The sequence below is a fragment of the Rhizobium sp. Root149 genome, from assembly GCF_001427345.1.
Taxonomy (GTDB): Bacteria; Pseudomonadota; Alphaproteobacteria; order Rhizobiales; family Rhizobiaceae; genus Neorhizobium; species Neorhizobium rhizoryzae.
Genome location: NZ_LMGD01000012.1, coordinates 132,549 through 158,776 on the forward strand (window position 1 = coordinate 132,549; position 26,228 = coordinate 158,776).

Consider the following 26,228-nt stretch of genomic DNA (forward strand, 5'->3'; position numbering starts at 1 on the left):
CCTTCACTCCCCCTTCGGGCCGAACATCTTCTTCAGCATGTCTGCCATGGGGCCCGACGCCGGAAGGGCAGGGCCACGATTGCTGCGCGCCTGATGGATGTGGGACTGGCTGGCGGGCTTGGGGGGCTTTGGCGCCTTTGCAGGTTTTGTCGTCGCGTCCGCACTCTGGTCACCGGTGGCAAGCGCGATCTTGTTCATGAGTTGCGAATCTTCACCCTTCACAAGATGGCCGATGTTGGCGGCGATCGCATCGAGCAGTGTCTCAAGCCAGGGCTGATCTGATTTCGCAAAGTCGCCCAGAACATGGTTATGAACCAGTTCCTTGGCGCCGGGATGGCCGATGCCCAGCCGAAGGCGTCTGTAGTCCTTGCCGCAATGGGCATCCAGCGATTTCACACCGTTATGCCCGCCGTGTCCGCCACCTGTCTTGATGCGCGCCTTGCCGGGAGGAAGATCGAGTTCATCGTAGATCGCGACAATGTTCTGCGGACCGAGCTTGTAGAATCGCATGGCTTCACCAACCGCTTCTCCGGAGAGATTCATGAAGGTCTGCGGCTTCATCAACAGGACCTTCTCCCCGTTGATTTCGCCTTCGGAAATCTCGGCCTTGAACTTCTTCGACCAGGAGCCAAAGCCGGGCAGGCGCTGGATTGCATCAACGGCCATGAAGCCGATGTTATGGCGATTGCCGCGGTATTGACTGCCCGGATTTCCCAAGCCTGCGATGATGATCATGATGGTTTGGACCTTTGCTCTCGATCGCTTTCCCACTCCGAAAGGGCAGTAAAGTCAAGAGCGATGTCGTCAGGCGGGCCTTTGCTGGGCAGACACGTGGCTACGCAAGTTAACGAGGCGGCATCAGGCCATACTTGCGCAAGATGCGATCCTGTTCCCCGCTGGAGCGCAGTGTATCCAGAGCAGCCTGCATTCTGGCGATCAGGTCGGGCGAGATCTCGCGATTGCAGGCAATGCCCAGTTTTTGCTCCGAGAAGATCATCAGGCGGCGCAATTCCGCACCTTCACGGATCAGCTTGTTGTAGACCGATTCCGACATCGGGATCAGGTCGATGCGTCCCGCCATCAGCTTTGCCAGCGAGGTCTCGAAATTTGCGCTGACATCGATTTTCTCGAAGCCCTTATCCTTCAGCAGACTTTGCGTATAATCGCCCCGCTGTGTGCTGACGGTATAGCGCCGCGCCTGCTCGATTGTGCGGGCGTCGACCGGCGACGACTTGAGCGCAACGAGCAAGTTGATATCCGAGAAGAAGGGGGTGACCCACTGAAAGGTCTTCTCGCGTTCCTTGGTGCGGGCTGCGGCAAAGACGCAATGATCCTTCGAGGTTTCCGCAAGCGCCAAAGCTCTGGCCCAAGGCATGACTTCAATTGTGTAGCTGGCTTTGACGCTGCTGGCGCGCATGATGGCATCCACCAGATCGACGCCGACCCCTGACGGTTTACCGGTCGACGAAATAAAGCTGTAGGGGGGATAGGATTCCGTGGTGAACGTCAGATGCTCGGCGTGTGCCGACGATGCCATCAGCGCCAGTATGCCTGTCAGGAGAAGTCGTTTCACGCTCACCCCCAGTTGAATCGCTAATACAGTTTGCGCTTATGCAATGCGAGATTCCAGCAAATTCGCGGTCGTGTTCAGATTTGTGATGAGATCCGGCACGGCCATGGGCTTGGAGAAGAGATAGCCCTGTGCACAATCGACGCCGATGGCGCGCAACTGCGTGAACTGCTCCTCCGTTTCCACTCCCTCGGCGACCACGATACAGTTCATCTTATGCGAGATGGCAGTGATACCTTCCATCAGCATGCGGTTTTTCTGCTTGATCTCGACTGCATCGGTCCCGAGAGATTTCACGAAGGACTGATCGATCTTGACGATGTCGACCGGGAAGCGGCTCAAATAGCTTAGCGAAGAATAGCCCGTTCCGAAGTCGTCCAGTGCGATACGGCAGCCGAAACTGTGCAACTGATCCAGGATTGTGCGGATTTCCGGGTTGTCGTGCATCAGAACCGCTTCGGTGATTTCTATCACGACCTGGCTGGGGCTGAGGCCGAAACGGGCCGCATGGGCTGCGATGCGCGTCGGCAAGCTGTGCTCGAACTGCAGCGGCGAGAAGTTCACGGCTACGTAGCAGCGCTCCATGCCCGGTATGCGGCATACCTTTGCAAGACTTTCGAGCGCATCCTCCAGGATCTCATTGCCAATCCTGTCTATTGAGCCGGTTTCTTCGGCAACACTGACGATGGCGGCTGGAGACTGCAAACCTTTGCGGGGATGGCGCAGGCGCATCAGGGCCTCGAAGCCCATGGTAGAGCGGGTGCGCGTATCGACGATGGGCTGGAAATGTGCCTCGAACCAGCTGTTCGCGAGCGCTGCCTCGATGTCGGCCTCGATTTCGGCCCTCTGGCGTGTGCGATCCAGTATTGCCTCATCATAGATGCTGGCGCCGTTCTTGCCATCGCGTTTGCGGGCGTACATTGCCATGTCGGATCGCTGAAGAAGTTCTGCGGCGCTTTCGGCGTGCTCCGGATAGACCGCAAGGCCGATGCTGGCGCTGAGACGCACCGAGGCGCTGTCGAGCTCGAAGGGGGCGTCGAAAGCCGCGACGACCTGCATACAGATCTGCGATGCTCTTGCCTTTGCATCCTTGCCGGTAATGAGAAGAGCAAATTCGTCCCCGCCCAAACGGGAGGCGCAATCCTCAGCGGTGACCAGCGGAGACACACGCTCGACGAATTCGCACAGCACACGGTCTCCGGCCGCATGTCCCAACGTATCGTTGATCGATTTGAACCGGTCGAGGTCGATGAACAGACAGGCGACGTCGGTCTTGCTCTCGTCGGCCTCTGCAATCTTCTCATCGAGCGCGACCTCGAAGCCCTGGCGGTTCAGAAGGCCGGTCAAGTGATCGGTGATGGCCTGATGATGATTGCGGATCTCGGACTGTTTGAGCTCGGTCACATCCGTCATGACGCTGAGCGAGGTCGGCAGTTCAGCGGATGCCGACTTGAGAAGCGTTTCCATGATAAGCACGTCGATGATGCGATCATCTGCACATTGAAAGCGGACTGTGACGCCGTGGCTGGCGTTGCCACCGTCTGCCTCGCTTCTACGGTCGAGATAGACCGGACGGTCTTCGGGAACGATGAGATCAACAAAGGGCCGCCCCAGGACATGGCGACGGCTATAGCCTGTGGCAAGAAGCCAATAATCGCTGACAGCCCAGATCATGCCGTCGGCATCCAGCGAGAAGAGCATGGCGGGCGTCAGATTGTAGATCTCGGTTGTCTGCTGGTGAGCGCGCTTGAGTTCCCGCTCTTCACGGTCCAGCTGGATCTGCATTTCATTGAAGCTTTTCGCCAGCCGGCCCATCTCGTCCTTCGAGCGCCAGTCGACGTGGTGGCGCGAGCCAAGGCGACGCGTCGCCTCGACTGCCGCCGTCAGGCGGAGGAGGGGCCTAATGACCATGAGCCGGTTGCCCACGATTGCCGCTGCGAACACCACGAGGATCGCGACCGCGAATATGGAGATCAATGTGATCTCCATGCGGTTCAATGCCGAAAACAGCCCAACCCTATCATAATGAATGGTGATGGTGCCAATGCGCTGGATACTGTCGGGCGCCCGGTATACGATAGGTCGCGACATCTTCTCCAGATCTTCGCTGCTGTCGCGCAGATTGCTCTCCGTGACGTCGAACTTGCCTATCGTATCGGTGACCTGAACAACGCGAATTGCACCTTCGCCCACAAGCTGCTCGGTGATCTGGCGGATACTCTCAATGTCGAGATCCCAGAGCGGTTTGGAAAGCGCCTGGGCATTGGCCCCAATCAGAACCTGAATGCGCTCATGCTGGCTCTCGCTGGCCTGCTGGGAAGACAAAGCAAGAAACAGGGAGAAAAGCGGAGCAACAACGATGACCAGAGCTGCAGAAATGATCGCAATGAAGCGGCTTTCGACAGATCGTGTCATCAGTTTCTCCCTCGCGCGTTCCAGCAGTGTCGCCGGATCTCGACGTAAGCTTCCTAGACCGTGGCATGTATTCTTTAAATTTCACTGAAACCGGACGAATCCCGTTCAATCATGGCACGAACAGACATCACCTTAACGTGCAGTATTGCGAATTTGGAAATGTTTCGAAGCAAGAGCCTTAAGCGGCGGTAAATAGAAAAACCCGCCCGGCTGTCGCCCGGCGGGTTAAAATCAATCAGAAGTCGACAGAGAAGCTTATTCGGAAGCTTCGCCTTCGCCTGCTGCGGCTTCTTCAGCAACCGGAGCAACGATGGAAGCGATGGTGAAGTCGCGATCGATCGTCGGCTCTACGCCCTTGGGAAGCTTGATGTTGGAGATGTGGATGGAATCGCCGAACTGCAGACCTTCGAGGTCAGCCGTCAGGAATTCCGGAATGTCGTTTGCCGGGCATACGAGTTCGACTTCGTGGCGAACGATGTTCAGCACACCACCGGTCTTGATGGCGGACTTGTCTTCGTTGATGAAGTGAACCGGGACTTCAACGGTAACGCGGCTGTCTGCGGAAACGCGCAGGAAGTCGACGTGCATCGTGAAATCGCGAACCGGGTCCAGCTGGTAGTCCTTCGGGAGAACCGAGATCTTCTGGCCGTTGACATCGATCGTAGCAACGGTGGTCATGAAACCGCCAGCGTGGATACGCTTCGTTACTTCGTTCGTGGACAGGGCGATGGAAATCGGAGCCTGCTTGTCACCATAGATGACGGCAGGAATCAAACCGTTGCGGCGAAGTTCGCGGGAGGACCCCTTACCAACCCGATCGCGCGCCTCGGCCTTGAGCTCATAAGTAGCGTTGCTCATGGCATATCCTTTTCGAGGTTATTTGGAGAATCCGGACCGGGAACCAGTCCCCGCCGGATTTGAAGGGCATCATCCGACGCGCTTCATCCGCGTTGCCTCCAAGGGTGTCTACGCGGACGCCCGCGCTATAGACGATATGTCCCCCAAGTGCAAGCGCTGGCCGTGCGGCCCCAAATCGGCACATTAGAAGATGATAATTCATTTACCCTTCTCTCGAAGGCTTTTTACACTTTCGTTGATTAGTTTCCATTCACTTGCCAATGAGTGTCGGTTCAATGCTGTATGTAATCTCCTGCCTGATCCAGGATCACGACCTTCGTTATGTCGCGGCTGCTGCTCTGGTCTGTATTTTCGGATCCTATCTCGGCATGCGCCTTTTCGCACGCTCGTTCAAGGCATCCAGCCGTAGCGAACGGCTTGTGTGGGTGCTGCTGACCGGCTTCGTCAGTGGATGCGCGATATGGACCACGCACTTCCTGGCGATGCTGGGCTATCTGCCGGGCGTCGCTGCGGGATATCAGCCAGACCTGACGCTTTTGTCTCTGTTTCTTGCTATTGCCGGCTGCGTTTCAGGTTTCGGGATTGCGGCCGCTAGTGGCCGTTCCGCACTGGGCGAGGCGGGAGGAGCCGTCATCGGTCTTGGCATCGCATCCATGCATTATACCGGCATGGCGGCCTATGACGTTCCGGGCTCGATCATCTGGGACGATCGTTATGTGGTGGCCTCTGTGGTGCTCGGAGCTTTCTTTGGAGCGGTCGCGGTCAACCGGATTATCCGGCCCGTCACGCGCTTTTGCCGATATGGCGGCACGCTCGCATTGGTACTTGCGATCGTGACGACCCATTTCACAGCCATGGCCGCGGTACAGCTGGTGCTCGAGCCGATGGCGGCGCTCTCTGGCTCCGCCGTTTCGTCCATGCTTCTGGGCTTCTCGGTCCTGAGTGTCATGATGATACTGATGGGGCTTGCGGCTGCAACTTATGTGCTGGACCTTCAAACAACGCAGGCCGCAGTTGCCCGTTATCGCCATCTCTCCCTGCACGATGCCCTGACCGGTCTGCCCAATCGCGCCGCCTTCCACGAGCAGCTCTCGAAGATCGAAAGTCGGCCTGTCGTTCCTGGTCATCGGGTCGCAGTCCTCTCCTTCGACCTCAACAGGTTCAAGGAAATCAATGACGTCCACGGTCATAGCGCTGGCGATGCAGTTCTTCAGGTCATCGGCCAGCGCCTTCGCTCCGTCATGGGATTTGAGGAGTTCATCGCGCGGATTGGCGGTGATGAGTTTGTGGTGATCAGCCAGAAGGCTTTCGGGCGTCACGACGCAAGCTCACTCGCCAATCGGTTACTCGTCCAGATCAATCAACCGGTCGATTGGAAGGAGAACCGTTTCAGTGTGTCATCCAGCGTCGGTATTGCCTTTTTCGAGCCGGGCGATGAAAAAAACCTGATGGACACCGTTGTTGCGCAGGCGGATGTGGCCATGTACCGCGCAAAGGCGCTCGGCCCGAACAATGTCTGTTTTTACGATCCTTCAATGGATGCAGCCGTTCGCGAACGCAATGCGCTGGCCATGGACCTGCGTCACGCCGTGGCAAACGAGCAGCTTGAAGTGTTCTATCAGGCACAGCACGATACGGTGAGCGGCGATCTCGTTGGCTTTGAAGCGCTGCTGCGCTGGAACCACCCGGTGCGGGGCAGTATCTCTCCTGCGGAATTCATTCCCATTGCGGAGCGCTCCGGGCTGATCGTCGAAATCGGAGCCTGGGTTCTCCAGCATGCCTGCATGGAAGCCGCTCGCTGGCAGCAGCCGTATGGAATTGCGGTCAACGTCGCGGTTCAGCAACTTTCCGATCCGCATTTCCCGCTTAAGGTCGCGATGGTTCTGGAAAAAACGGGCCTTTCGCCGCATCGCCTTGAACTGGAGATCACCGAGTCCGGCCTTATCGAGGAGCAGGAGAGGGCGCTGATCATCATCCGGCAGTTGAAGGATCTCGGCGTGAAAATCGCCATGGACGACTATGGCACCGGCTATTCATCCCTCTCGACGCTGATGAGCTTTCCTTTTGACAAGATCAAGATTGACCGCTCCTTTGTGGATCGGGTCAGCCATGATCGTCTGGCTGCAGCTATCGTTCGCTCTACGGTCATTCTTGCGCACAGCCTCAATATCCCCGTTCTGGCGGAAGGGGTTGAGACGGCCGAACACGTGGATTTTCTGCGCAGAGAGGGATGCGAGCAGATGCAGGGCTTCTTCTTTGGCAAGCCTGTGCCGCATTCGGGCATCGATGGCCTGGTCAATCCGGTTGAAGAATATGCGGATGTAGACGCCTTGCCGCACGTGGCCTGACGAGTGCCCAAAAAAACAATGGCCGCACGGTGCTTTGAGCGCCGTGCGGCCAATGCTGTCTATTCTTGTTTAGATCAGTCGAACAGGCTGGAGACCGACTCTTCAAGAGCCGTCCGGTTGATCGCTTCGCCCAGCAGGCCGGCTGTGGTGACAACGCGAATGTTAGGAGCGGACTGGACGGCCGTTGTCGGCTGGATGGAGTCTGTGATCACCAGTTCCTTCAGCTTCGAGGAACTGACGCGAGCGACTGCGCCGCCCGACAGAACGCCGTGTGTGATGTAGGCGGTCACGCTGGTTGCGCCGTTCTTCAGCAGTGCTTCTGCGGCGTTGCAAAGGGTGCCGCCGGAATCAACGATATCGTCGATCAGCAAACAGTCCTTGCCGGTCACATCACCGATGACGTTCATGACTTCGGATTCACCAGCACGCTCACGGCGCTTGTCGACAATCGCCAGCTGGCAATCGAGACGCTTCGCGAGAGAGCGGGCGCGAACCACGCCGCCAACATCCGGTGAAACGACCATGACGTTCTTCAGGTCATAGTGTTCCTTCACGTCACGGGCCAGGATCGGCACGGCGTAAAGATTGTCCGTCGGGATATCGAAGAAGCCCTGGATCTGGCCCGCATGAAGATCGAGCGTCAGAACGCGATCAGCACCGGCTTCCGTGATCAGGTTTGCGACCAGCTTGGCCGAGATCGGCGTGCGCGGTCCCGCCTTGCGGTCCTGGCGGGCATAGCCGAAATAGGGCAGCACCGCGGTGATGCGCCGTGCGGAGGAGCGACGGAACGCATCGATCATGATGAGCAGTTCCATCAGATGGTCGTTTGCGGGAAACGATGTAGACTGGACGACGAAAACGTCCTCGCCACGCACGTTTTCCTGAATCTCCACGAAGATTTCCTGGTCGGCAAACCGCCGGACGCTGGCTCTTCCTAGAGGTACATTGAGGTAGGAACAGATCGCGTCGGCCAGATGCCGGTTCGAATTGCCTGCGAAAACCTTCATTTGGGTCCGCCTATTTTGACGCTGGATGCGGGCCTTTTACCGAGGCGTGCCTCGAATGCAAGACTGTTCGGCCCAACAGGCCGGATTTTTATGTAACCAGCGTTAGAGGTGGTAAATTTATCTCAACTCAGGATGATCAGGCGCGACTGTTTCGCCACTCAAGATAGCTTTTTATCGTGGTTTGGCCGACCGATTGCATGAGTTCGGCCGGAACCGAGGTCCACGGGTCCGCTCCGCCGCGCGAGGGTGTGGATAACTGTCCCTGGATCCGGTTGAGACGGGCACCTGTACCGTCCAGTACATCCCAGACGTAGACGACCGTCACCTTGCCGCCATCCTCGAAAGCCGAAAGATAGCCCTTGAGGATATGCCCTGCGGTAGAATCTGCCGCAGCCTTGATGGTCAGGCCAGCCGCACGTGCCGAGGAACCCAGCTCTTTCGAGAGGGGGGTAACCGCCTGAACGGGTGCACCGATGATGGGAAGAAAGCGGATGCTTTCCGCCTCCGCTGCCGAGGCGGCGGGAAGGGAGGCAATGGCGGCTGCGCTTTGTGAGGAAGCGGGCGGCGGTGGCGATGGAGATGAAAGCGGGGCGCTCTGCACCGTGGTCTGGCTTGAGGCCGAAGCGCCTTCAATCATGGCACGTGATTGCGCCTGCTGGGAATTTTGCGGTCCAGCCGGATAGGAGGGAGCTGGCGGGAAGGATCTCGACTGCGGTTCGGGGCTTCCGGCCATGCGCTGCGCCTCGGCCTGCGTGACCGGGCTTGTCGGATGCAATCCACCGCCAACGTCGACCTTCGGCGTCAGCGCATCGGACGTGTTGCAGCCACAGAGTAGGATGGCCGCCAGCGGTGCCCAAACCTGCAGTTGGTGCTTTCGCATCCCGTTCCTCCTGCCGTCTCCCAGAGAAAGAGAGTAGGGGCGAGGAAAGGTTCAAGTCAACGCCGGTGTCTCATTCACGCACAATGAGATCCAGGCTGTGTCGCGAAAGGCTACGGGGTGTGTCATTCGTGGTGAGGTAGGTCTGGCCCAGCGACATTGCCGCACCGCTGTCGGAATCCATGATGATCATGTGCACGAACAGCGACATATCGGCCAGGATCTCCTGCTCATTTCCCGCATGGAACATCTGCTGCTCCATCCAGGACGGCGAAAAACGAGCGCCGAGCGAGTAGCCGCAGGTGTTCAGTCGATGTCGAGTCAGTCCCCGCTCATCGATAATGCGAGCGTGCACGTCGAATACGGTTCCGAACGTGTTTCCGGGTTTCAGAACGTCCTCGAGTGCGAGCATGGTTTCCCGGCATGCATTATACAGTTCGCGATGTCGGCTGCTTGCCTCGCCAACCAGCACGGTGCGCATCATCGCAGCATGATAGTGGGCAGACACGCCCGCCCATTCCAGCGTCAACTGATCGATAGCATCCAATCTGCGGCGACCTGCCTTGTAGCGACAAAGAAGCGCGTCTGAACCAGAGCCGATGATGAATTCGTTGGCGGGATAGTCTCCGCCACCCTTCAAGACCGCGCCCTGCATGGCAGCCAGAATCTTTGCCTCATCGGCGCCCGGAGCGATCAGCTCGAGAGCGGCATCCAGAGCATCATCCGCCAGTTCGGCCGCGCGAACGATATGCGCGATCTCTGTGGGGCTCTTGATGAGACGCAGTTCGCCGACGAGATTTGATGCATCGCTCAAGGATGCAAACGTGGAAAGCTGGTTATCGAGAAGCCGCGCAGCCCGGCCCGTCATGCCATGCGTATCGTATTCGACGCCGATCTTCGCGCCCAATAGGTCGAGATCGCTGAGCAGGTTCTTCAAGTCCAGCGTCGGATCAGCATTCACCCGGTCCACCCAGATGACAATGTTTTCGACCGTCGACGTATGACGGGCCTGCCGCATGTCCGCAGATCGGGTGAGAAGCGAAATGGAGCCGTCTGCCTTCACGACCATGCACTGGAAAAAACAATAGCCGAAGGTGTCGTAGCCGGTCAGCCAGTACATGCTCTCCTGTGCAAACAGTAGAAGCGCGTCCAGCTTCTGTGCTTCCATGACATCCGTCAGACGTTGAAGGCGCTCGGAATATTCGCTTCTGTCGAAATGCAGCGCCATATCACGTCTCCATTATTGCAATGGCTGAAATCTGTCTGCCGTAATCCGGTTCCCTGGCATGTGTCGTTCGGCGGTAGGAAAAGAAGCGATGCTGATCGGGATAGGTATCAATTGCGAGATTTTCAGCCCGGACGCCCGCATCGAGCAACCGCTGCGTCGTGAGTGATGGAAGATCGAACATGGCGTGGCCCGCCTTGGCTGATGGTGTGAAGTACCGCTCGAACCGCGGGTCCTGCGTGACAAAGCGCTCCACAAACTCCGGGCCGACTTCGTAACTGGCCGGCCCGATGGAGGGCCCAAGCGCTGCGGTGATGTTCTCAAGGCTTGCGCCCAAGGAAATCATCGCGCCGATCACGTTTTCCGCAATTCCGCCGAGAGCGCCTTTCCAACCGGCATGGGCCGCACCGATAACCCCCGCCTTGGCATCCGCAAACAGGATTGGGCCGCAATCGGCAGCCAGGACGCCGATGATCAGGCCGGGTGTCGCTGTCACCATGGCGTCGCCTTGAGGGCGTGTTCCGTCATATCGGTCATCCATGACGATGACATCGGTCGAATGGATCTGATGCACGGTCGCCAGCCGTTCCAGCGGTTGGCCGAACCAGGCAGCAACGCGGCGTCTGTTTTCCAGCACCTTCTCAGCATCATCATTCGAGCCGAGGCCGACATTCAAACTGGCATAGATGCCATCTGAAACGCCGCCTACCTTCGTGAAAAAGCCGTGGCGAATGCCAGAAGGCTCCAGTTCGGACAGGATTGGGCTATGGACCGGCGATAGGGCTTGTTGCTGCATAAGTTCCCGCTGCGTGAGACGTTGGTGCTGACGTGTCGTTTACGGTTCGAGTTCCGGGGCGGATTTGATCTGCGCCGCCAGTCTGTTGGTCACAGGCATGCTCGTCCGTGCCGACGTTTGCGGCATGCCATCTGCGCGGCAGGCGCCATGCCCACTGCTTCGTTCGGTGCGGACTTTGGCCCGGCGGCTGCAAACCTGTCAACCGCTCAGCTCAGAAGATCAAGGTCAGCGCGTGACCGGCTTGAACGGGGCAAGCGCCACCTTGGGGGAGGAGACTGCCATGACCTTGAACAACTCGCCCATCTTGCCTTCACCGGCACCAGCCAGGCGGTCTGCCGCCAGCGCGATTGCTCTTTGCTCCTGCTCGGCCTTGCCTGAAGCCAGCGCCTGCGCCCGTTGGGCAAGGCCAAGGCCGTAGAGGAAATCGCCCTGATGCAGGCAGCCGTTGATCTGCAGGTTGGAGGCGCGCGCCACCCGTGCCAGATCCTCAAAATCGACATGGCTGGTCAGATCCGCTTCGCCGGGATGGGCGAGCGGATGATCATATTCGTGGCGAAGAACCGCCTGCAGCGTATCGCCAAAAGACGTGGCCATGTGGCCATAGTCGATGATGACTGCGGTGCCGCCGTTTTGTGTCAGCCGGTCGCACAGGGCCTGCATCACCGCCTGCCGTGCCGGGGCAATTTCATAGACCGTGCCTTCCGGTTCGCCTCCACTTCCCTGAGGGAGAAGCGTCGGATCGATGGTGGCCATTCCAACGCCGAAGGCCAGTTCATCATCGGCATCGAGGCCGACAAGGCGTTCCCGGAAACCGGTGCCGGTCTTGACGAACTGGCGGATCGGAATGGCATCAAACAGTTCGTTGGCGGCAATCAGCGTGAAACCTGGCGGGACATCGTCAAATCCGCGATGCCAGTGAACCTTGGCGGAAAAGGCTTCCAGCGTCACCCTCTGCACGCCACGCAAACGATCGCTCGTTTCCACGAGATGGATCTGGAGTTCGTCAAACAAGGTCGGCGCAAGCCGCCGCACGACGCGCATGATGTCCAGCATCATGGTGCCGCGTCCCGGCCCGATCTCCACCAGATTGACGGGCGTCGGGCTGCCATGCTGCTGCCAGGCATGAACCAGAAAAACGCCGATCATTTCGCCGAACAGCTGGCTGATCTCCGGAGCCGTGATGAAATCGCCCGACTGACCGAAAGGCTCGCGCGTCCGGTAGTAGCCGTGTTCCGGATCGGCAAGGCACAGGGCGAAATAATCCGTAACGCTGATGGGGCCGTTGAGCTTTATCAGGTTCTTGATTTTGTCTGCGAGCGGCGTGGTCATGTTTGCCTCGTCTTCGCCTCAAGGTGTAGGGGCCGCGCCGCGTGCGCGGAGGATTGCCCAGATGCCGATCGCCAGCATGGGCAGGGAAAGCACCATTCCCATGGTCAGCCAGCCGAACGCGAGATAACCGAGCTGCGGATCCGGCTCCCGGAAGAATTCCACGAAGATACGCGACAGCGCATAACCGCAGACAAAGGCACCTGCCACCGTGCCGGGCTTTCGCAGCGCCTTTACGTGATGGGTCAGGACACGAAGAACGAGCAGAAGAACGATGCCTTCGAGCACGGCCTCGTACAGCTGGCTGGGGTGGCGTGCAAAAGGCCCGCCCGTCGGGAAGACCATGGCCCAGGGAACATCGCTGATGCGACCCCAGAGTTCGCCATTGACGAAATTCGCGAGGCGGCCAAAGAATAGACCGAAGGGCGCGACGGTCGCGACCGTATCGAACAGGCTCCAGACCGGGATGGCGTTGCGTCTGGCAAAGAAGATCATCGCCAGAGTGGTGCCGATCAATCCTCCGTGGAAGGACATGCCGCCATTCCAGATCTGGATCGCGCGGACCGGGTTCTCGATCACGGCGCCCATATCATAGAAGAGAATGTATCCGATCCGTCCGCCCAGAACGATGCCACCGGCAACCCAGACGAGGAAATCGTCCAGTTTTTCCGCTGTCATGGGTGATGTGCCGTTCGGCCAAAGTTCCGGTCTGGCGACCATGCGCTTGGCATAGTGCCAGCCCAGCATGATGCCGACGACATAGGCGATGCCATACCAATGCACAGCAAGAGGACCGATCGAAAAGGCGATCGGATCTATGTTCGGATAGGGCAATATGGCGAGAAGACCAGGTGCTGAGTACAAATGAAAATACCTCGGCCGGAAAGCCATTTCTTTCGCGGAAGATGACTTTCGTCCCGGAACGGGTCAAGGCTTATCTCGCCAAAGCTCTGGTCATCCTCAGACATTTGCAGGAATCCGATCCGCAGAGTGCCAAAAATCTTGCAAGCGATGTCGTCTGCGCCTACCTCAGTTGGGAAGATCAACGGCTTGCCGCCGCGGCGGCCCGGATAAGGAGTAGAGATCCATGTCGACCGGCAGCAATCGTATTCTCGATGAATTCGCCCGCCTGATGACGGATGCGGCAGGAGCAGCGCAGAGTGTGCGCAAGGAAGCCGAAACGGCGATCCACGCACAGATGGAGCGGTTCATCAATTCGCTGGACGTGGTGAAGCGCGAGGAATTCGAGGTCGTGCGCGAAATGGCAATCAAGGCCCGCGACGAGAACGACGCCCTGAAGGCGCGGATCGAGGCATTGGAAGCCAAGCTCGCCAATAACGGCTGAAGGTCACTTCGACCAGCATTGGGAGGCGCGTTCCTGTTAACAGGGGATGCGCCTTTTTTCGTGTTGACCGGCTTCGGTCCGCAGCTTGTACAAACAAAATTCGGGCCTGTGGACAGGTTGGAAAAACGCAAGTCGCAGAATCGCTTAATCATGAAATCTTAACCCTCGTGAGAGGGTGTTTTTTGAGTCGTCCCCGCAAAATGTGGCAAGAGGGACTGGTACTCGGATTCTGTGCCTATACACTGATTTTAAATGATGATTCGAAACAGCGACCACAAGCTCCAGACAGGGCTGACGCTCTAGTGTGGCCGGTGCGGGGAACATCGAGACTATCAGTTTCCGGTAATTGTGTGTGCGTCTCTTGGTGCGTAGTCCTTGCACGAATGCCGCTTCCATTCCGGTTTAGAAGGTGCCGCATGAGCCTAATTGAGATCCAGACGGAACGTCACTCGAACCCGGTCGACATGATCGAGTTCGTCGCCGCCTCGAACGACTGGACGTTCGAGCGTTCCGGCGAAGACGAAATCGCCATGACCGTAGAGGGTCACTGGACGGATTACCACGTTTCCTTTTCCTGGATGGAGGAGTTCGAAGCGCTGCATCTGGCCTGTGCCTTCGATCTGAAAGTGCCCGAAATTCGCGTGAACGAGGTCATTCGGCTTTTGTCGCAGGTCAACGGTCAGGTGCTGATGGGTCACTTCGATCTCTGGCGGCAGGAAGACGTGGTCATTTTCCGCCAGTCTCTGCTTCTGGCAGGCGGCGCGGAGCCGACGAACCAGCAGGTTGAAGTTCTGCTTTCCAACGCCCTGGAGACCTGCGAAACTTATTATCAGGCGTTCCAGTTCGTCGTTTGGTCCGGACTCGATGCAAAATCGGCCATGGAGGCCGTGTTGTTCGAGACTGTTGGTGAATGCTGATGCCTGTTTCTGCCCAAAATCCGATTGTGCTGGTTGGCGCTGGCAACATGGGTGGCGCCATGCTGTTTGGCTGGTTGAAGAACGGCGTTCCACCGGAGAACGTTCTGGTGATCGATCCGTCGCCCTCCGAGGCGACGAAGGGCAGACTGGCTGAGGCCGGCGTGCGCCATGCAACGCAAGCACCTCACGGTATCTCCGCGTCCATTCTGTTCATAGCGGTCAAGCCGCAGGTCATGGATGCAGTGCTGCCGCCGCTGAAGGGCCTGGTGGGGTCCGAAACCGTGGTGGTATCGGTTGCTGCGGGCAAGACGCTTAAATCGATCGAAAATGCTCTGGGAGATGCTGGCATGGTTCGCGCCATGCCCAACACGCCTGCGATGGTCGGTCGTGGCGTGACAGGTGCTTTCGCCAATGCCAGGGTTTCCGCCGAGCAAAGGCAATCCGTGCATGACCTTCTGAAGGTCAGCGGTCCTGTCGAGTGGGTCGCAACCGAAGCGGATATTGATTCCGTCACAGCGGTTTCCGGCAGCGGTCCGGCTTACGTGTTCTACCTCGTGGAATGCATGGCGGAAGCAGGCCGCAAGCTTGGCCTTCCCGCAGATCTTGCCATGCGTCTTGCGCGCGAAACCGTAGCGGGCGCTGGGGAACTGCTGCATCAATCGACGGAGGAGGCTGCGCAGCTTCGCAAGAACGTGACGTCTCCCGGCGGGACGACGGCTGCGGCACTCTCCGTGCTGATGGCGGACGATGCCATGCAGCCGCTGTTCGACAAGGCAATTGAAGCGGCACGCACGCGTGCGCAGGAACTGGGAAGCTGAAACTTGGCCGAGATCACCTTCGACGACTTCGAAAAAGTCGACATCCGTGTCGGCACCATTATCGAGGTCGAGGACTTTCCGGAAGCGCGCAAGCCCGCCTACAAGCTTCGGATCGACTTTGGCCCGGAGATCGGCGTGAAGCGCTCATCCGCGCAGATCACCGTACATTATACGCCGGAGACCCTGCTGGGGCGGCAGGTTCTGGGCGTCGTCAACTTCCCGCCGCGTCAGATCGGGCCGGTGCGTTCCGAAGTGCTGACGCTGGGTTTTGCCGATGAGAATGGCGCAATCGTTCTGGCCAGCGTCGAGCGCGGCGTGCCGAACGGCAAGAAGATGATGTGATCTTGTCCAGTCTTCAGGCTGGCACGCGCACCACAGCGCGCAGGCCGCCGAGAGGGCTATCGGACAAGGTGACGTTCCCGCCATGGCCACGGGCAATGTCTCTGGCAATGGCAAGCCCGAGACCCGTGCCGGAAGCGTTCAGATTGCGTGCCTCATCCAACCTGTAGAACGGTTTGAACACATCCTCGCGTGAGGCTTCCGGAATGCCCGGACCATCATCATCGAAAATCAATGTCAGCCATTTGGCGCTGTGCCGGGCTTCGACCGTCAGGCGGTTCGCATAGCGCTGGCTGTTGGATGCAAGGTTGCCGACGAGACGCATGAAGGCATTGGGACGCACGGACAGGAGATCCTCGCCGTCGATGGTATAGTCCATCTCCTTGCCGTGCAGATCGAAGTCGACCCTGATCTTCTCCAGAAGTTCGCTGAGGCGAAGTTCGCCAAAATCTTCCTCGGCTTCGCCACGCGCAAAGGCGAGATAGCCTTCCAGCATGCTCTGCATGTCCTCTACATCCGCTTCCATGCCATGCAGGTCCGGATTATTGCCAGCCAGCGCCAGTTGCAGCTTGAATCGGGTGAGGATCGTTCGAAGGTCATGGCTGATGCCTGTCAGCATGGCGGTGCGCTGTTCGATCTGCCGCTCGATGCGCTCGCGCATCTGGTTGAAGGCAATGCCCGCGCGGCGAATTTCATCGGCTCCGCGAGGCACAAAGCCATCATTGCGCTGGCCCTTGCCAAAGCTTTCGGCGGCATCCGCCAGCATGAGGATGGGGCGGATCTGGCCGCGCAGGAACAGGATTGAAATGCCGATCAAGAGAAGCGATGTACCGAACATCCAGACCAGGAAGATATGCGTGTTGGAGGCGTAGGTCTGGTTGCGAATGGTAAAGACGCGCAAAACCTTGTCATCCAGCTGGATACGGATTTCCACCAGACGGCTGTCGCCGACCGTATCGATCCAGTAGGGCAGGCGGATCTGCTGATTGATCTGGTCCGCGAGAATATCATCCAGGATCGAAAAGAACGGCTTCGGGCGCGGCGGCGGCAGCTGGGTATCGGGCAGAACCGATATGTTCAGCGATAGCTGGTCACGGGCAATACGGGTTATCTCCGTATAGTCGCCATTTGCGGGCGGATAGGTCTTGATGATCTCGATGATTGCCGCGATATCACGCGTTACGGCCTGCGACAGCCGCTCTGTCACGTTTCGCCAGTGCCGTTCCATGAAGACGGCGGATACAACGCTCTGCAGCAGGAGCATCGGAATGATGACGATCAGCACGGACCGGGTGTAGAGGCCGGTTGGCATGCGGCGCTTCAGCCACCGCGTTGCTTTCGTCCAGCCCGGTGGCTTGAGCCGGTCCATCACAGGCTCCACCCGCTGTTTCAGGCTGCCGGTCGCGTGGGAGAGGGTGGCGGAGAGCCGCTTCAGCTGATCGAGAGAGCGGTTGAGTGGTGGACGAAGATCAGTCAATGCTCAGGCGGTAGCCTATGCCGCGAACGGTCTGAAGGTAGACCGGGTTGGCCGGATCATCCTCGATTTTCCGGCGCAGTCGGTTGATCTGCACGTCTATCGTTCGCTCTCCTACCTCGGCATCGTCGCCGATCAGTTCATGGCGCGGAATCGTATCTCCGGCACGCAGCGCAAACAGAAGCATGATCTCCTGTTCGCGGTCCGTCAGGCGAATTGTCTCGGCAGCGCGGCGAAGTTCCTTGCGGGCAATGGAGAAGGTGAAGGGGCCGAACATGATCTGATCGATCTTCGGAACCTCGGGATTGGAATTGCGCCGCAGGATATTGTTGATGCGCAGGACAAGTTCGCGTGGATCAAACGGCTTCGGCAGGTAGTCGTCGGCTCCGGCCTCCAGTCCTGCGATACGCGATTCCGCTTCGGCCCGCGCGGTCAGCAGAATGATGGGAATTGCCCGCTTTTCGCGCATGGACTGGGTGAGCGAGATGCCTGTCTCGCCCGGCATCATGACATCAAGAATGATGAGATCGAACTCTATTCCTTCGAGCCGACGTCTGGCTTCGGCAGCATCGCCTGCGACCGTGACGCGAAAACCCTGTTCCATCAGGTAGCGATGCAGGAGATCGCGAATACGCCGGTCATCATCGACCACCAGCAGGTGGGCGGCGTCATCGGATGGTGACACTGCAGCATTCGCCATATTCACTCGACCTCGGTTTCAACCGGCTCTACGCCTTCTTCGCGACCGCGCATAGCCTTCAGAAACGCCAGCACACCACCACGCTGCTCTGGCGTCAACTCTTCCAATGCGCGCGCTATGCGGCGGGATTGCGGTTCAGAAAGCGCCAGCGCCAGTTCGCGCCCCGCCAATGTGGGATAAAGCCGCCGCTGGCGGCGATCCTTGGCGCCTGCCATCTGACGGATATAGCCGTTATCGATCAACTGCTTGAGAACACGGGCGAGGCTCTGCTTGGTGATCTGCAAGGTATCAAGAAGATCGGTCACCATCATGCCTGGCTGGCGGCAGACGAAGTAGACCACGCGGTGGTGGGCGCGTCCCATGCCGATCTTGGAGAGAATAGCATCGGGATCGGACACGAAATCCCGATAGGCGAAGAAGAACAGCTCTATCGTTTCGAAATCGATCTGCGCCTCATCGACGGCAGGCATTGGCGGGTGAACCTTTGCAGCGGCTTTCCCTGTCGAACCCGATGGCACGTTTATGTTTCCTCTTCGGCAAACCAATGGCAGCGTTTGCCGCGCCACGGTTGTCTTTCTGGTTTCGTCGCGCCTGATAAAGCGCGAAGTGCCTCCGGAATCAACAGGATTGTGCGTGCCTCGCCGGATTGTCAGCGGCCTGCCACTGGCAAGGACAAAGCGTACGCCAGCTCCGCTCAAGGCACGTGTTGAATTCATGCAACATAATATTCTCAGTTGCATGATTGGCGGAACCTTTCTCTGCGCTGTGCCGTTTTTTGGCCGGAATAAGGAGAAAAACGATGGCTCTGCTCACCAGCGATATGGCGGAACAATTGGAAGACCGCAGCATGACCGAAACAACACATCACCCGCTTCGCCCCGTTTTCGTGGCCGTATTCGCTTTGAAGATCGCGGTTGCTTCTCTCCTCATTGGCGCGGCCGCCTTTGCTCCTTCCGTTTCCGCTGAAGGCAGCTACTTCGTCTCTGAGTGATTTTTTCGCTGCAGGGCAGGGCGAAGGGCGTTATAGGGAACCTTTCGTCAGCATCCTTCAGTGAGGTATCATGGGACAGCTCCAGGCAGGGATTATTCCCGTCACTCCCTTCCAGCAGAATTGCACGATCATCTTCGATACTGAAACGAAGGAAGGCGTCGTCGTCGACCCCGGCGGTGATGCGGACCGCATTGCCGAGACTGCCCGCCGGGAAGGCATCACCATCAAGGAAATCTGGATCACGCATGGTCATATCGACCATGCCGGTGGTGCCGACGAGTTGAGAGAAATGACCGGGGCTCCCGTTATCGGCCCCCACAAAGACGACCAGTATCTTCTGGATGGGCTTGCGGCACGAGGCCGGGAGTTTGGCTACAAGGCGCCAGCCCGCAACCTGGTTTCTGACCGCTACCTGCAGGACGGTGACGTCGTCACGCTCGGCACGCACACCTTCAATGTGCTGCACTGCCCGGGACATGCGCCAGGCCATGTCATTTTTGTTAACAAGGACATGCGCTTCATCATCATGGGAGATGTGCTGTTCAACGGTTCGATTGGCCGTACCGATCTTCCGGGCGGCAACCACGATCAGCTACTGGCATCGATCCGCGATAAGGTTCTGCCTCTGGGCGATGATTTCGGCTTCATCTGCGGTCACGGGCCCGGCAGCCGAATTGGCGACGAACGCCGCAGCAATCCATTCCTTCAGGGAATTTGATAAACTTCCGGCGCTTCGATGGGCGCCGGATATTCTCCTAACGGGGGCATAAAAAAACCCGGCATTCCTGCCGGGCTTCAACTCGAGAGATCCGTAGCGGATATCAGCCAGAAATCTGCAGGTTGACTGCCTTCGGGCCCTTGCCGCGACGATCCGGTTCCGTGTCGAAGCTTACTTTTTGGTTTTCGGTAAGTCCGGACAGGCCAGAAGCCTGTACAGCAGAGATGTGGACGAAGATATCGGCGCCGCCGTTATCTGGCTTGATAAAACCAAAGCCCTTGTCCGTATTGAAGAATTTTACAGTGCCAGTCTCGGCCATGCATCAGGTCCTTTTTCCTCTGTCCGTGTTCAGCGGCGGACAGCATCACGATATTGCCCACGAGGGGCTTGGCGGCAGGCATTTCGAAAATGGAGGAAAGGGGCCCGTGTTACCGCAGAAAATACGAGTAAGAATCATTGCTGAAACGCCTCATATCTCCTACCCGGAAGTTTTGGCGCTTCCGGAGCGCTTATTATAGCTCTTCCCATGCTCGTAAATTGCCCGAACATTCACAGAGTGCTGTGTAAATCGCTACTTGGCAAGAAAAACTTTTGTGCAACTAATTAGCAACACATGAACTATTGCTCTTCATGCTGAAAAATCAGCGAAATTGCCGCAACCACAAGATGAGATTGTGTATCGGAACTGTATCCGGCGGTCGATTTCGTGCCAAAAGGTGCAACGCGATTCGGCTTAAGTGAAGTCCGCGCCGATGCTTTTGCCGTTCCGTCGCCGTTTCAGCAGTTCTGGCACAACTTCCACGATCAGCATGGCCGCGAAGATGAGGGCACAGCCGACATAACCGATAGCGGGCAGTTTTTCCCCCAGGAAAAGGGCGCCGAAAAACGAGCCGAACAGGGCTTCGGAGGACAGGAAGATGGCCGCCTGGGGTGCCGTGGTATAGCGCTGCCCGATGACCTGAAGCACGAAGGCGAGGCCGGATGATATCAGTCCGACATACAGGATTTCGATCAAGGCGCCTTCGATGGCCGCAAGCGAAATCGGCTCAAGTGCGATTGCCATTGCCAGAGCCAGAACGGAGCAGGTTGCAAATTGCGTTGCTGACAGCCCAAGCGGACGCGGTGAGCGTGCGATGAAGTGGCCGGCAAGGACAATCTGCATGGCCCAGAAGGCAGCGCAGACGATGCTCCAGAGATCGCCAATAGTCATGTGAGCCAGTGTGCCGCCGCTCAAAAGGAAGATCCCCGCAAGTGCCATTAGCACGACCGGCCAGATGATCCAGTGAGGGGCCTTGCGAAACAGAATGATCGAGATGACGGGGACGAAGACGACATATAGCCCGGTCAGGAAGCTGGAGTTTGTGACGGTCGTCGTCTGCAATCCGATCTGCTGGGTTATCGCGCCTCCGAACAGCGCGAGCCCGACCAGTACGAAGGCGCCGAAATCGCGCCTTTGCGCAGGTTTGCCGAGTTTGCGGTGCTCAAGCAGCGCGAACGGAAGGCAGGCGAGGGCGGCGATCGCGAAGCGCAGGCCCACGAACCAGAACGGGCCGATCGCATCCATGGCCGTTGCCTGGGCCACAAAGCCGCCGCCCCAAATGGCTGCGGCGAGAAGAAGAACGAGATTTGCCTGTACGCGTGTCATTGCGGGCCTGATACCTGGAGGTCAGGCGCCGGTATATTCGCCGATCAGATAAGACCGGGAATATGGATGCCGCTTCGTTAGGGTGAGGACCCAATCATGTTATTGAAATGGCACGATGAACGGCAAGAATATGCGAGGAGAGGCTCGACGGATGGGTCCCAAACCCATTCGAGAGCCTCGACAAAGCAGATTGAAGCCGTTCGCGTGTCCTTTGGATGTGGTCGATCCGGCGATCTACGTCGTTGAAAAGCCTCGCCGATGCATAAACATCGCCTCAAGTTTTTCGCCTTGTATCTCCTCCGGATCGCCTCACACCATTTCAACAAGATGATTGAGTCCTCACCCTAGTCTGCGGCGCGCCCTGTGTTGTGCCGGGCTTTAGCAGGAGTGCGGATAAGGTTCAAGCGAGAGAGGGCGGGCTAGCGTGGCTTGCTGGTCTGCTCGTCGAACCGATCCAGAGATGTGCCGGAGACAGGCATCCGGAAGATCCGGAGCCACAGTCCCGCCGCAGCGACGGAAAAAACCACGATCAGGGCCGAAAAAATCGTACGCGTATCGAAGCCAACGGTTTCGCCAAGCAATAGTTGGGGCGTGACGATCTCGCTTATACTGCGCATGTCGGCGGCGCGGGCATTGCCAATCATGGCGAGCATCATCACCACACAAGCAAGAAGCGCTGTTGCGGCGACCCAAAGCGTCGAGAAGCTTTGCCGGATACGAATGCGAACTGTCGCTTCCTCATCATCCAGAAACATTTTCTCTTCCCTTCACTGCGCTTGTCCTGATTTGAGAAAAAGCCGTGCGAAAGAGACGCCACAAAGACCGGATTGAGGCAGGTACCGGCATTTATTGTGGCAAAATCAAGACATTGGTTAACGCGGTTTTTGTAGGCACTCAAACCCGGCCGTGATATCGCTGTTCCAGCTAATGCCTCGCGGCCGTTTCAGCATTCGATCAGATTTTGAAAATTGCCGTTTCTGCTTGAAACGCGCACGAACATTATTCATAGAAACATCCGGCAAAACCGAGCTGGTCTGCCGTTTCAACAGTCTTAGGATCTATCCATCATGGCCTTTCTTGCCGATGCACTTTCCCGCGTGAAGCCGTCCGCCACTATCGCCGTTTCCCAGAAAGCGCGCGAGCTGAAAGCGAAAGGCCGCGATGTCATCGGTCTCGGCGCAGGTGAGCCGGATTTCGATACGCCGGATAATGTCAAGAAAGCCGCCATCGACGCCATCAATCGCGGTGAGACGAAGTATACGCCGGTTTCCGGTATTCCGCAGCTGCGCGAGGCGATTGCCGCCAAGTTCAAGCGTGAAAACGGTCTCGACTACACCGCTGCCCAGACGATCGTCGGTACTGGCGGAAAGCAGATTCTTTTCAACGCCTTCATGGCAACCTTGAACCCGGGCGATGAAGTCATCATTCCCGCTCCCTACTGGGTTTCCTACCCGGAGATGGTGTCGATCTGCGGCGGTACCCCGGTTTTCGTGAAGACGAAGCAGGAAGACAATTTCAAGCTGAAGGCGGAAGATCTTGAGAAGGCGATCACGTCGAAGACCAAGTGGTTCGTCTTCAATTCGCCCTCCAACCCGTCGGGCGCCGCCTACAGCCATGACGAGCTCAAGGCCTTGACCGACGTTCTGGTCAAGCATCCGCATGTCTGGATCCTGACCGACGACATGTACGAGCACCTGACCTTCGGTGACTTCAAGTTCGTGACGCCGGTGGAAGTGGAGCCGAAGCTCTATGACCGCACGCTTACCATGAACGGTGTTTCCAAGGCCTACGCGATGACCGGCTGGCGTATCGGCTATGCGGCTGGTCCGCTGGAGCTGATCAAGGCCATGGACATGATCCAGGGCCAGCAGACCTCCGGTGCGGCGTCCATCGCCCAGTGGGCGGCTGTCGAGGCGCTGAACGGTCCGCAGGATTTCGTCGCTCAGAACAAGAAGATCTTCGAAGCGCGCCGCGATCTCGTCGTATCGATGCTGAACCAGGCCCAGGGCATTTCCTGCCCGACGCCGGAAGGTGCCTTCTACGTCTATCCGTCCTGCGCAGGCCTGATCGGCAAGACCGCGCCTTCGGGCAAGGTTCTGGAAACGGACGAAGATTTTGTGACCGAACTTCTGGAAACAGAAGGCGTAGCAGTTGTCCACGGCTCTGCCTTCGGTCTTGGCCCCAACTTCCGTATCTCCTACGCAACGTCTGAGGATCTGCTGGAAGAAGCCTGCCGCCGCATCCAGCGTTTCTGCAATAACTGCAAGTAAGCCTTGTTGTCTCAAGACAGAAAGGGCTCGCCTCGTCGGCGGGCCCTTTCTTGGTTTAGGTCAAGCCTTCGTCAGCTTGATGATGGTTGATGCGCCGCCGCCCCGCTGTTCTGTGACGGCGTAGACGGCGCCATCGGGGCCAACCTTGACGTCACGAATGCGCGCGTCCAGCGGCACGCGCTCCTCGGATCTCACCTTGTCCCCGTCCATGTGAAGGACGACGACGCCCTGGCTCACGAGTCCGCCGACAAGGAAGGCGCCTTTCCATTCAGGAATGGCATTGCCGTTGTAGAAAGCCATGCCGGAGGGTGCGATGACCGGATCCCAATAATAGACCGGCTGCTCGGTCTTCGCCATTTGCGTCACGCCTTTGCCGACCGGGCTTCCGCTGTATTCGACGCCATAGGTCACTTCCGGCCATCCATAGTTCTTGCCTGCTTCCGGCAGGTTCAACTCATCTCCGCCTCGAGGGCCATGCTCCACAGTCCAGAGGCGGCCCTTGTCGTCGACGGTCGCGGACTGAAGATTACGGTGACCAAGCGACCAGATTTCCGGCAGCGCGTCCTTCTGGTTCACGAACGGATTGCCATCAAATGGTTTGCCATCCATCGTGATGCGGAAAATCTTGCCGAGACCGCTGGACAGTTCCTGCGCCTGAACGCGAGGTTCCGGGTCCGAACGCTCACCGACCGTCACATAGAGTTCGTTTTTGGCCCCGAAGGCGAGGCGAGAGCCAAAATGCTTGTTGCCGTCATAGCTTGGCGTCTGGCGGAAAATGACGTTGACGTTTTCCAGTTTCGCGCCGCCATTTGCGTCGGGTACGAGTTTGGCGGAGGCGACGGATGTGCCATTGCCATCTTCCCGCTCTTCGGAGAACGAGAAGAAGATCATGCCGGATGAGGCGAAATCTGGCGCAAGCGCGACATCCAGCAAGCCGCCCTGGCCGCTTGCCAGAACTTTCGGGACGCCATCAATTGCCGGACCGGGCTTCCCGTCCTTCGAGATGATGTGCATCTTGCCCTGCTTTGCGGTTACCAGCATCCGGCCGTCCGGCAGAAACTCCATGGCCCAGAGATGTGGCAGACCCTGCGCCACCACTTCCTTTTTGACCTTCACCATCTGTGCGGGCTGCGGTGCGCGCGTCTGACCGGCGAAGGCCGGCTTCTGGTCCGGCGCATTGGCCGGTTTGGTCTCCGCTGGTTTCGCCGTTGCGGTCTGTGCCTGCGCGGACATCGGCGCGAGTGCCGCCATGCCGAGGAAGGTGGCTGCGGCCAGGACGTTGAAGCGGTTCATCATGTTCTCCCAAATCATTCAATGGACTGCCGCTTCCGCGACGTTTGATCTGATCTAGGGTCGGGTCTCGCCTTTTGCTCTACACGAAGCGTTCAAGTTTGTTTTATCGGAAATATTTCTTCATGTTCTGATTCAGGTTATTCCGGATCGGATTCCGGACCTGCCCGTAACATCTTCAACTCACTCTCAAAGTCCCAGAACTGTCAGCATGACAAAGGTGGCGAAAAGGACGAAATGCGTCATGCCTTCGATGGCGTTTGTTTCGCCGTCATTGAGGTTGATCGCTGCGGCAATCAGCGTGATGGTGACCATGACCGTTTGTACGGGCGTCATTGCCATGACAAAGGGCTGACCACTGTAGAGGGCAATGCTCTCCATGACCGGCACCGTCAGGATCACCGTTGAGAGTGACGCACCCATGGCGATGTTGACGGTGGCCTGCATGCGGTTTCTGAGTGCTGCGCGCAAGGCGGTTAGAATCTCGGGTGCTGCCGATATCGAAGCCACGATGACCGCCATCAAGGCAGGCGGCGCGCCACTGCCTTTCAGGCCGAGATCAAGGAAGGCAGACATGAATTCGGCAAGCACGCCAATAATTATGACCCCTGCAAGGATGACACCGATGGCGGAGGCGGAAGATTGAGACGGCTCTTCCGGCTCAGAGTGTGACGCGTCGCCTGTCGCTGGTTTCGGCTTCGTTTGTCGTGGATAGCTGTAGCTGAAGAAATAGCTGTGCGGACCCACCTGCATACGCAGAAAGAGGGCATAGAGCGCAATCATGGCGCAGATGGTGAAGGCGGAATAATAGTGCCAGCGATCTGCCGGGATGAATTCGGGCACGATCATCGAAATGCCCATGGCGGTCAGGATCATCACACCATAGGTCTTGCCGGAATTATCGTTATAGGGTTGTTCGCCGTGGCGCAGCCCACCAAGCAACGCGGCGAGGCCCAGAATTCCGTTGATGTCCAGCATCACGGCCGCGTAGATCGTATCCCGCACCAGGGTCGGCGATGCGGAATTGTTCATCAGGATTGCCAGGATGATGACCTCGACGGCGACCGCCGAGAGCGTCAGGATCATCGTACCATAGGGGTCGCCCACCTTGTGTGCCAGAATTTCCGCCGCATGGGCCACGCGGGTGGAGGCAAGCACGATGACGCCGATCAGCGCGACTGCGGCGATTATGGCCGCCAGCTTGCCCATCTCGAGAATTAAGTGCTCCACGAAGAAGCCTGACACTGCCACCAGTGCTGCCAGAACAAGATACTTTTCGCGGCTGAGAAGAGATGGCAT

At 58.1% G+C, this 26,228-nt stretch carries 26 protein-coding genes; 8 read left to right on the plus strand and 18 right to left on the minus strand.

Annotated elements, in window-relative coordinates:
* Nucleotides 1-3 precede the first annotated feature (3 nt).
* From pth to ASD54_RS07565, 4 genes are all read right to left on the minus strand, one after another.
* Nucleotides 4-735 (minus strand): aminoacyl-tRNA hydrolase, encoded by a 732-nt coding sequence (gene pth, locus ASD54_RS07550; protein WP_062553997.1) that lies wholly within the window; start codon nucleotides 733-735, stop codon nucleotides 4-6.
* 109 nt (nucleotides 736-844) lie between these two features.
* Complete coding sequence (locus tag ASD54_RS07555) at nucleotides 845-1,573, minus strand: transporter substrate-binding domain-containing protein (protein WP_244484703.1); 729 nt, start codon at nucleotides 1,571-1,573, stop codon at nucleotides 845-847.
* Nucleotides 1,574-1,609: 36 nt separating this feature from the next.
* Nucleotides 1,610-3,985 carry an EAL domain-containing protein gene (locus tag ASD54_RS07560; protein WP_062553999.1) on the minus strand — a complete coding sequence of 792 codons (2,376 nt, stop codon included), beginning with the start codon at nucleotides 3,983-3,985 and terminating at the stop codon, nucleotides 1,610-1,612.
* Nucleotides 3,986-4,240: 255 nt separating this feature from the next.
* Complete coding sequence (locus tag ASD54_RS07565; RefSeq protein ID WP_062554000.1) at nucleotides 4,241-4,843, minus strand: 50S ribosomal protein L25/general stress protein Ctc; 603 nt, start codon at nucleotides 4,841-4,843, stop codon at nucleotides 4,241-4,243.
* A gap of 275 nt (nucleotides 4,844-5,118) precedes the next feature.
* Here ASD54_RS07565 and ASD54_RS07570 point away from each other — a divergent pair, with 275 nt between their 5' ends.
* Nucleotides 5,119-7,191, plus strand: a complete 2,073-nt coding sequence (locus ASD54_RS07570; RefSeq protein ID WP_062554001.1) for a bifunctional diguanylate cyclase/phosphodiesterase — start codon at nucleotides 5,119-5,121, stop codon at nucleotides 7,189-7,191.
* 74 nt (nucleotides 7,192-7,265) lie between these two features.
* Here the strand turns inward: ASD54_RS07570 and ASD54_RS07575 are convergent, their stop codons facing one another.
* The 6 genes from ASD54_RS07575 to lgt all read right to left on the minus strand — a co-directional run bounded on the left by ASD54_RS07575 (nucleotide 7,266) and on the right by lgt (nucleotide 13,286).
* Nucleotides 7,266-8,198: a ribose-phosphate pyrophosphokinase gene (locus tag ASD54_RS07575; protein ID WP_062554002.1), complete on the minus strand. Its 933-nt coding sequence runs from the start codon at nucleotides 8,196-8,198 to the stop codon at nucleotides 7,266-7,268.
* Between the two features lie 136 nt (nucleotides 8,199-8,334).
* The gene (locus ASD54_RS07580; RefSeq protein ID WP_062554003.1) at nucleotides 8,335-9,078 is read right to left on the minus strand and encodes a hypothetical protein; all 744 of its coding nucleotides are present in this window, start codon (nucleotides 9,076-9,078) and stop codon (nucleotides 8,335-8,337) included.
* Nucleotides 9,079-9,148: 70 nt separating this feature from the next.
* Nucleotides 9,149-10,303 carry a Xaa-Pro peptidase family protein gene (locus ASD54_RS07585; protein ID WP_062554004.1) on the minus strand — a complete coding sequence of 385 codons (1,155 nt, stop codon included), beginning with the start codon at nucleotides 10,301-10,303 and terminating at the stop codon, nucleotides 9,149-9,151.
* 1 nt (nucleotide 10,304) lies between these two features.
* A complete protein-coding gene (gene pgeF / locus ASD54_RS07590) occupies nucleotides 10,305-11,096 on the minus strand; it encodes a peptidoglycan editing factor PgeF (RefSeq protein ID WP_062554005.1) in 792 nt (263 codons plus the stop codon).
* A gap of 225 nt (nucleotides 11,097-11,321) precedes the next feature.
* The gene (locus tag ASD54_RS07595; RefSeq protein ID WP_062554006.1) at nucleotides 11,322-12,425 is read right to left on the minus strand and encodes a class I SAM-dependent methyltransferase; all 1,104 of its coding nucleotides are present in this window, start codon (nucleotides 12,423-12,425) and stop codon (nucleotides 11,322-11,324) included.
* Between the two features lie 18 nt (nucleotides 12,426-12,443).
* Nucleotides 12,444-13,286, minus strand: a complete 843-nt coding sequence (gene lgt / locus ASD54_RS07600) for a prolipoprotein diacylglyceryl transferase (RefSeq protein ID WP_062554007.1) — start codon at nucleotides 13,284-13,286, stop codon at nucleotides 12,444-12,446.
* Between the two features lie 223 nt (nucleotides 13,287-13,509).
* On the opposite strand from lgt, the gene ASD54_RS07605 reads away from it, so the two are divergent.
* The 4 genes from ASD54_RS07605 to ASD54_RS07620 all read left to right on the plus strand — a co-directional run bounded on the left by ASD54_RS07605 (nucleotide 13,510) and on the right by ASD54_RS07620 (nucleotide 15,844).
* Nucleotides 13,510-13,767 carry an accessory factor UbiK family protein gene (locus ASD54_RS07605; protein ID WP_062554008.1) on the plus strand — a complete coding sequence of 86 codons (258 nt, stop codon included), beginning with the start codon at nucleotides 13,510-13,512 and terminating at the stop codon, nucleotides 13,765-13,767.
* Between the two features lie 416 nt (nucleotides 13,768-14,183).
* Nucleotides 14,184-14,684, plus strand: a complete 501-nt coding sequence (locus tag ASD54_RS07610) for a YbjN domain-containing protein (RefSeq protein WP_062554009.1) — start codon at nucleotides 14,184-14,186, stop codon at nucleotides 14,682-14,684.
* Nucleotides 14,684-15,502, plus strand: a complete 819-nt coding sequence (gene proC, locus ASD54_RS07615; protein ID WP_062554740.1) for a pyrroline-5-carboxylate reductase — start codon at nucleotides 14,684-14,686, stop codon at nucleotides 15,500-15,502. Before ASD54_RS07610 ends, proC begins: the two co-directional genes overlap by 1 nt.
* A 3-nt stretch (nucleotides 15,503-15,505) precedes the next feature.
* The gene (locus ASD54_RS07620) at nucleotides 15,506-15,844 is read left to right on the plus strand and encodes a tRNA-binding protein (protein WP_062554010.1); all 339 of its coding nucleotides are present in this window, start codon (nucleotides 15,506-15,508) and stop codon (nucleotides 15,842-15,844) included.
* A 13-nt stretch (nucleotides 15,845-15,857) separates the two neighbouring features.
* On the opposite strand, the gene ASD54_RS07625 is transcribed toward ASD54_RS07620, so the two are convergent.
* The 3 genes from ASD54_RS07625 to ASD54_RS07635 all read right to left on the minus strand — a co-directional run bounded on the left by ASD54_RS07625 (nucleotide 15,858) and on the right by ASD54_RS07635 (nucleotide 18,485).
* A complete protein-coding gene (locus ASD54_RS07625; RefSeq protein WP_062554741.1) occupies nucleotides 15,858-17,210 on the minus strand; it encodes an ATP-binding protein in 1,353 nt (450 codons plus the stop codon).
* Between the two features lie 100 nt (nucleotides 17,211-17,310).
* Nucleotides 17,311-18,015, minus strand: coding sequence for a response regulator transcription factor (locus ASD54_RS07630; protein ID WP_062554011.1), 705 nt, complete (start codon nucleotides 18,013-18,015; stop codon nucleotides 17,311-17,313).
* 2 nt (nucleotides 18,016-18,017) lie between these two features.
* A complete protein-coding gene (locus tag ASD54_RS07635) occupies nucleotides 18,018-18,485 on the minus strand; it encodes a MarR family transcriptional regulator (protein ID WP_082547129.1) in 468 nt (155 codons plus the stop codon).
* A 329-nt stretch (nucleotides 18,486-18,814) separates the two neighbouring features.
* Between ASD54_RS07635 and ASD54_RS07640 the strand changes: the two genes are divergently transcribed.
* Both ASD54_RS07640 and ASD54_RS07645 read left to right on the plus strand, forming a co-directional pair.
* Nucleotides 18,815-19,006, plus strand: coding sequence for a hypothetical protein (locus tag ASD54_RS07640; RefSeq protein WP_062554012.1), 192 nt, complete (start codon nucleotides 18,815-18,817; stop codon nucleotides 19,004-19,006).
* A gap of 70 nt (nucleotides 19,007-19,076) precedes the next feature.
* Nucleotides 19,077-19,724 carry an MBL fold metallo-hydrolase gene (locus ASD54_RS07645; protein ID WP_062554013.1) on the plus strand — a complete coding sequence of 216 codons (648 nt, stop codon included), beginning with the start codon at nucleotides 19,077-19,079 and terminating at the stop codon, nucleotides 19,722-19,724.
* A gap of 103 nt (nucleotides 19,725-19,827) precedes the next feature.
* Here the strand turns inward: ASD54_RS07645 and ASD54_RS07650 are convergent, their stop codons facing one another.
* The 3 genes from ASD54_RS07650 to ASD54_RS07665 form a co-directional block, all read right to left on the minus strand.
* Complete coding sequence (locus tag ASD54_RS07650) at nucleotides 19,828-20,043, minus strand: cold-shock protein (protein ID WP_006725577.1); 216 nt, start codon at nucleotides 20,041-20,043, stop codon at nucleotides 19,828-19,830.
* Between the two features lie 414 nt (nucleotides 20,044-20,457).
* Nucleotides 20,458-21,369, minus strand: coding sequence for a DMT family transporter (locus ASD54_RS07660; protein ID WP_062554015.1), 912 nt, complete (start codon nucleotides 21,367-21,369; stop codon nucleotides 20,458-20,460).
* A 419-nt stretch (nucleotides 21,370-21,788) separates the two neighbouring features.
* Nucleotides 21,789-22,124, minus strand: coding sequence for a hypothetical protein (locus tag ASD54_RS07665; protein ID WP_062554016.1), 336 nt, complete (start codon nucleotides 22,122-22,124; stop codon nucleotides 21,789-21,791).
* A gap of 312 nt (nucleotides 22,125-22,436) precedes the next feature.
* Between ASD54_RS07665 and ASD54_RS07670 the strand changes: the two genes are divergently transcribed.
* Nucleotides 22,437-23,639, plus strand: coding sequence for a pyridoxal phosphate-dependent aminotransferase (locus tag ASD54_RS07670; protein WP_062554017.1), 1,203 nt, complete (start codon nucleotides 22,437-22,439; stop codon nucleotides 23,637-23,639).
* Nucleotides 23,640-23,699: 60 nt separating this feature from the next.
* On the opposite strand, the gene ASD54_RS07675 is transcribed toward ASD54_RS07670, so the two are convergent.
* Both ASD54_RS07675 and ASD54_RS07680 read right to left on the minus strand, forming a co-directional pair.
* The gene (locus ASD54_RS07675; protein WP_244484730.1) at nucleotides 23,700-24,890 is read right to left on the minus strand and encodes a PQQ-dependent sugar dehydrogenase; all 1,191 of its coding nucleotides are present in this window, start codon (nucleotides 24,888-24,890) and stop codon (nucleotides 23,700-23,702) included.
* A 228-nt stretch (nucleotides 24,891-25,118) separates the two neighbouring features.
* Complete coding sequence (locus ASD54_RS07680) at nucleotides 25,119-26,228, minus strand: calcium:proton antiporter (protein ID WP_062554019.1); 1,110 nt, start codon at nucleotides 26,226-26,228, stop codon at nucleotides 25,119-25,121.

Excerpts from the sequence above, each read along its gene's own strand:
- ASD54_RS07675 (WP_244484730.1), bottom strand. The coding sequence starts at position 24,890 with ATGGCGGCACTCGCGCCGATGTCCGCGCAGGCACAGACCGCAACGGCG.
- ASD54_RS07635 (WP_082547129.1), bottom strand. The coding sequence starts at position 18,485 with ATGCCTGCCGTCGATGAGGCGCAGATCGATTTCGAAACGATAGAGCTG.
- ASD54_RS07575 (WP_062554002.1), bottom strand. The coding sequence starts at position 8,198 with ATGAAGGTTTTCGCAGGCAATTCGAACCGGCATCTGGCCGACGCGATC.
- ASD54_RS07560 (WP_062553999.1), bottom strand. The coding sequence starts at position 3,985 with ATGACACGATCTGTCGAAAGCCGCTTCATTGCGATCATTTCTGCAGCT.
- ASD54_RS07645 (WP_062554013.1), top strand. The coding sequence starts at position 19,077 with ATGGGACAGCTCCAGGCAGGGATTATTCCCGTCACTCCCTTCCAGCAG.
- ASD54_RS07585 (WP_062554004.1), bottom strand. The coding sequence starts at position 10,303 with ATGGCGCTGCATTTCGACAGAAGCGAATATTCCGAGCGCCTTCAACGT.
- ASD54_RS07670 (WP_062554017.1), top strand. The coding sequence starts at position 22,437 with ATGGCCTTTCTTGCCGATGCACTTTCCCGCGTGAAGCCGTCCGCCACT.
- ASD54_RS07640 (WP_062554012.1), top strand. The coding sequence starts at position 18,815 with ATGGCTCTGCTCACCAGCGATATGGCGGAACAATTGGAAGACCGCAGC.
- ASD54_RS07580 (WP_062554003.1), bottom strand. The coding sequence starts at position 9,078 with ATGCGAAAGCACCAACTGCAGGTTTGGGCACCGCTGGCGGCCATCCTA.
- ASD54_RS07565 (WP_062554000.1), bottom strand. The coding sequence starts at position 4,843 with ATGAGCAACGCTACTTATGAGCTCAAGGCCGAGGCGCGCGATCGGGTT.
- ASD54_RS07650 (WP_006725577.1), bottom strand. The coding sequence starts at position 20,043 with ATGGCCGAGACTGGCACTGTAAAATTCTTCAATACGGACAAGGGCTTT.
- ASD54_RS07665 (WP_062554016.1), bottom strand. The coding sequence starts at position 22,124 with ATGTTTCTGGATGATGAGGAAGCGACAGTTCGCATTCGTATCCGGCAA.
- ASD54_RS07570 (WP_062554001.1), top strand. The coding sequence starts at position 5,119 with ATGCTGTATGTAATCTCCTGCCTGATCCAGGATCACGACCTTCGTTAT.
- ASD54_RS07625 (WP_062554741.1), bottom strand. The coding sequence starts at position 17,210 with ATGGACCGGCTCAAGCCACCGGGCTGGACGAAAGCAACGCGGTGGCTG.
- ASD54_RS07660 (WP_062554015.1), bottom strand. The coding sequence starts at position 21,369 with ATGACACGCGTACAGGCAAATCTCGTTCTTCTTCTCGCCGCAGCCATT.
- ASD54_RS07610 (WP_062554009.1), top strand. The coding sequence starts at position 14,184 with ATGAGCCTAATTGAGATCCAGACGGAACGTCACTCGAACCCGGTCGAC.
- proC (WP_062554740.1), top strand. The coding sequence starts at position 14,684 with ATGCCTGTTTCTGCCCAAAATCCGATTGTGCTGGTTGGCGCTGGCAAC.
- ASD54_RS07605 (WP_062554008.1), top strand. The coding sequence starts at position 13,510 with ATGTCGACCGGCAGCAATCGTATTCTCGATGAATTCGCCCGCCTGATG.
- pgeF (WP_062554005.1), bottom strand. The coding sequence starts at position 11,096 with ATGCAGCAACAAGCCCTATCGCCGGTCCATAGCCCAATCCTGTCCGAA.
- ASD54_RS07680 (WP_062554019.1), bottom strand. The coding sequence starts at position 26,228 with ATGCCATCTCTTCTCAGCCGCGAAAAGTATCTTGTTCTGGCAGCACTG.
- ASD54_RS07595 (WP_062554006.1), bottom strand. The coding sequence starts at position 12,425 with ATGACCACGCCGCTCGCAGACAAAATCAAGAACCTGATAAAGCTCAAC.
- pth (WP_062553997.1), bottom strand. The coding sequence starts at position 735 with ATGATCATCATCGCAGGCTTGGGAAATCCGGGCAGTCAATACCGCGGC.
- ASD54_RS07630 (WP_062554011.1), bottom strand. The coding sequence starts at position 18,015 with ATGGCGAATGCTGCAGTGTCACCATCCGATGACGCCGCCCACCTGCTG.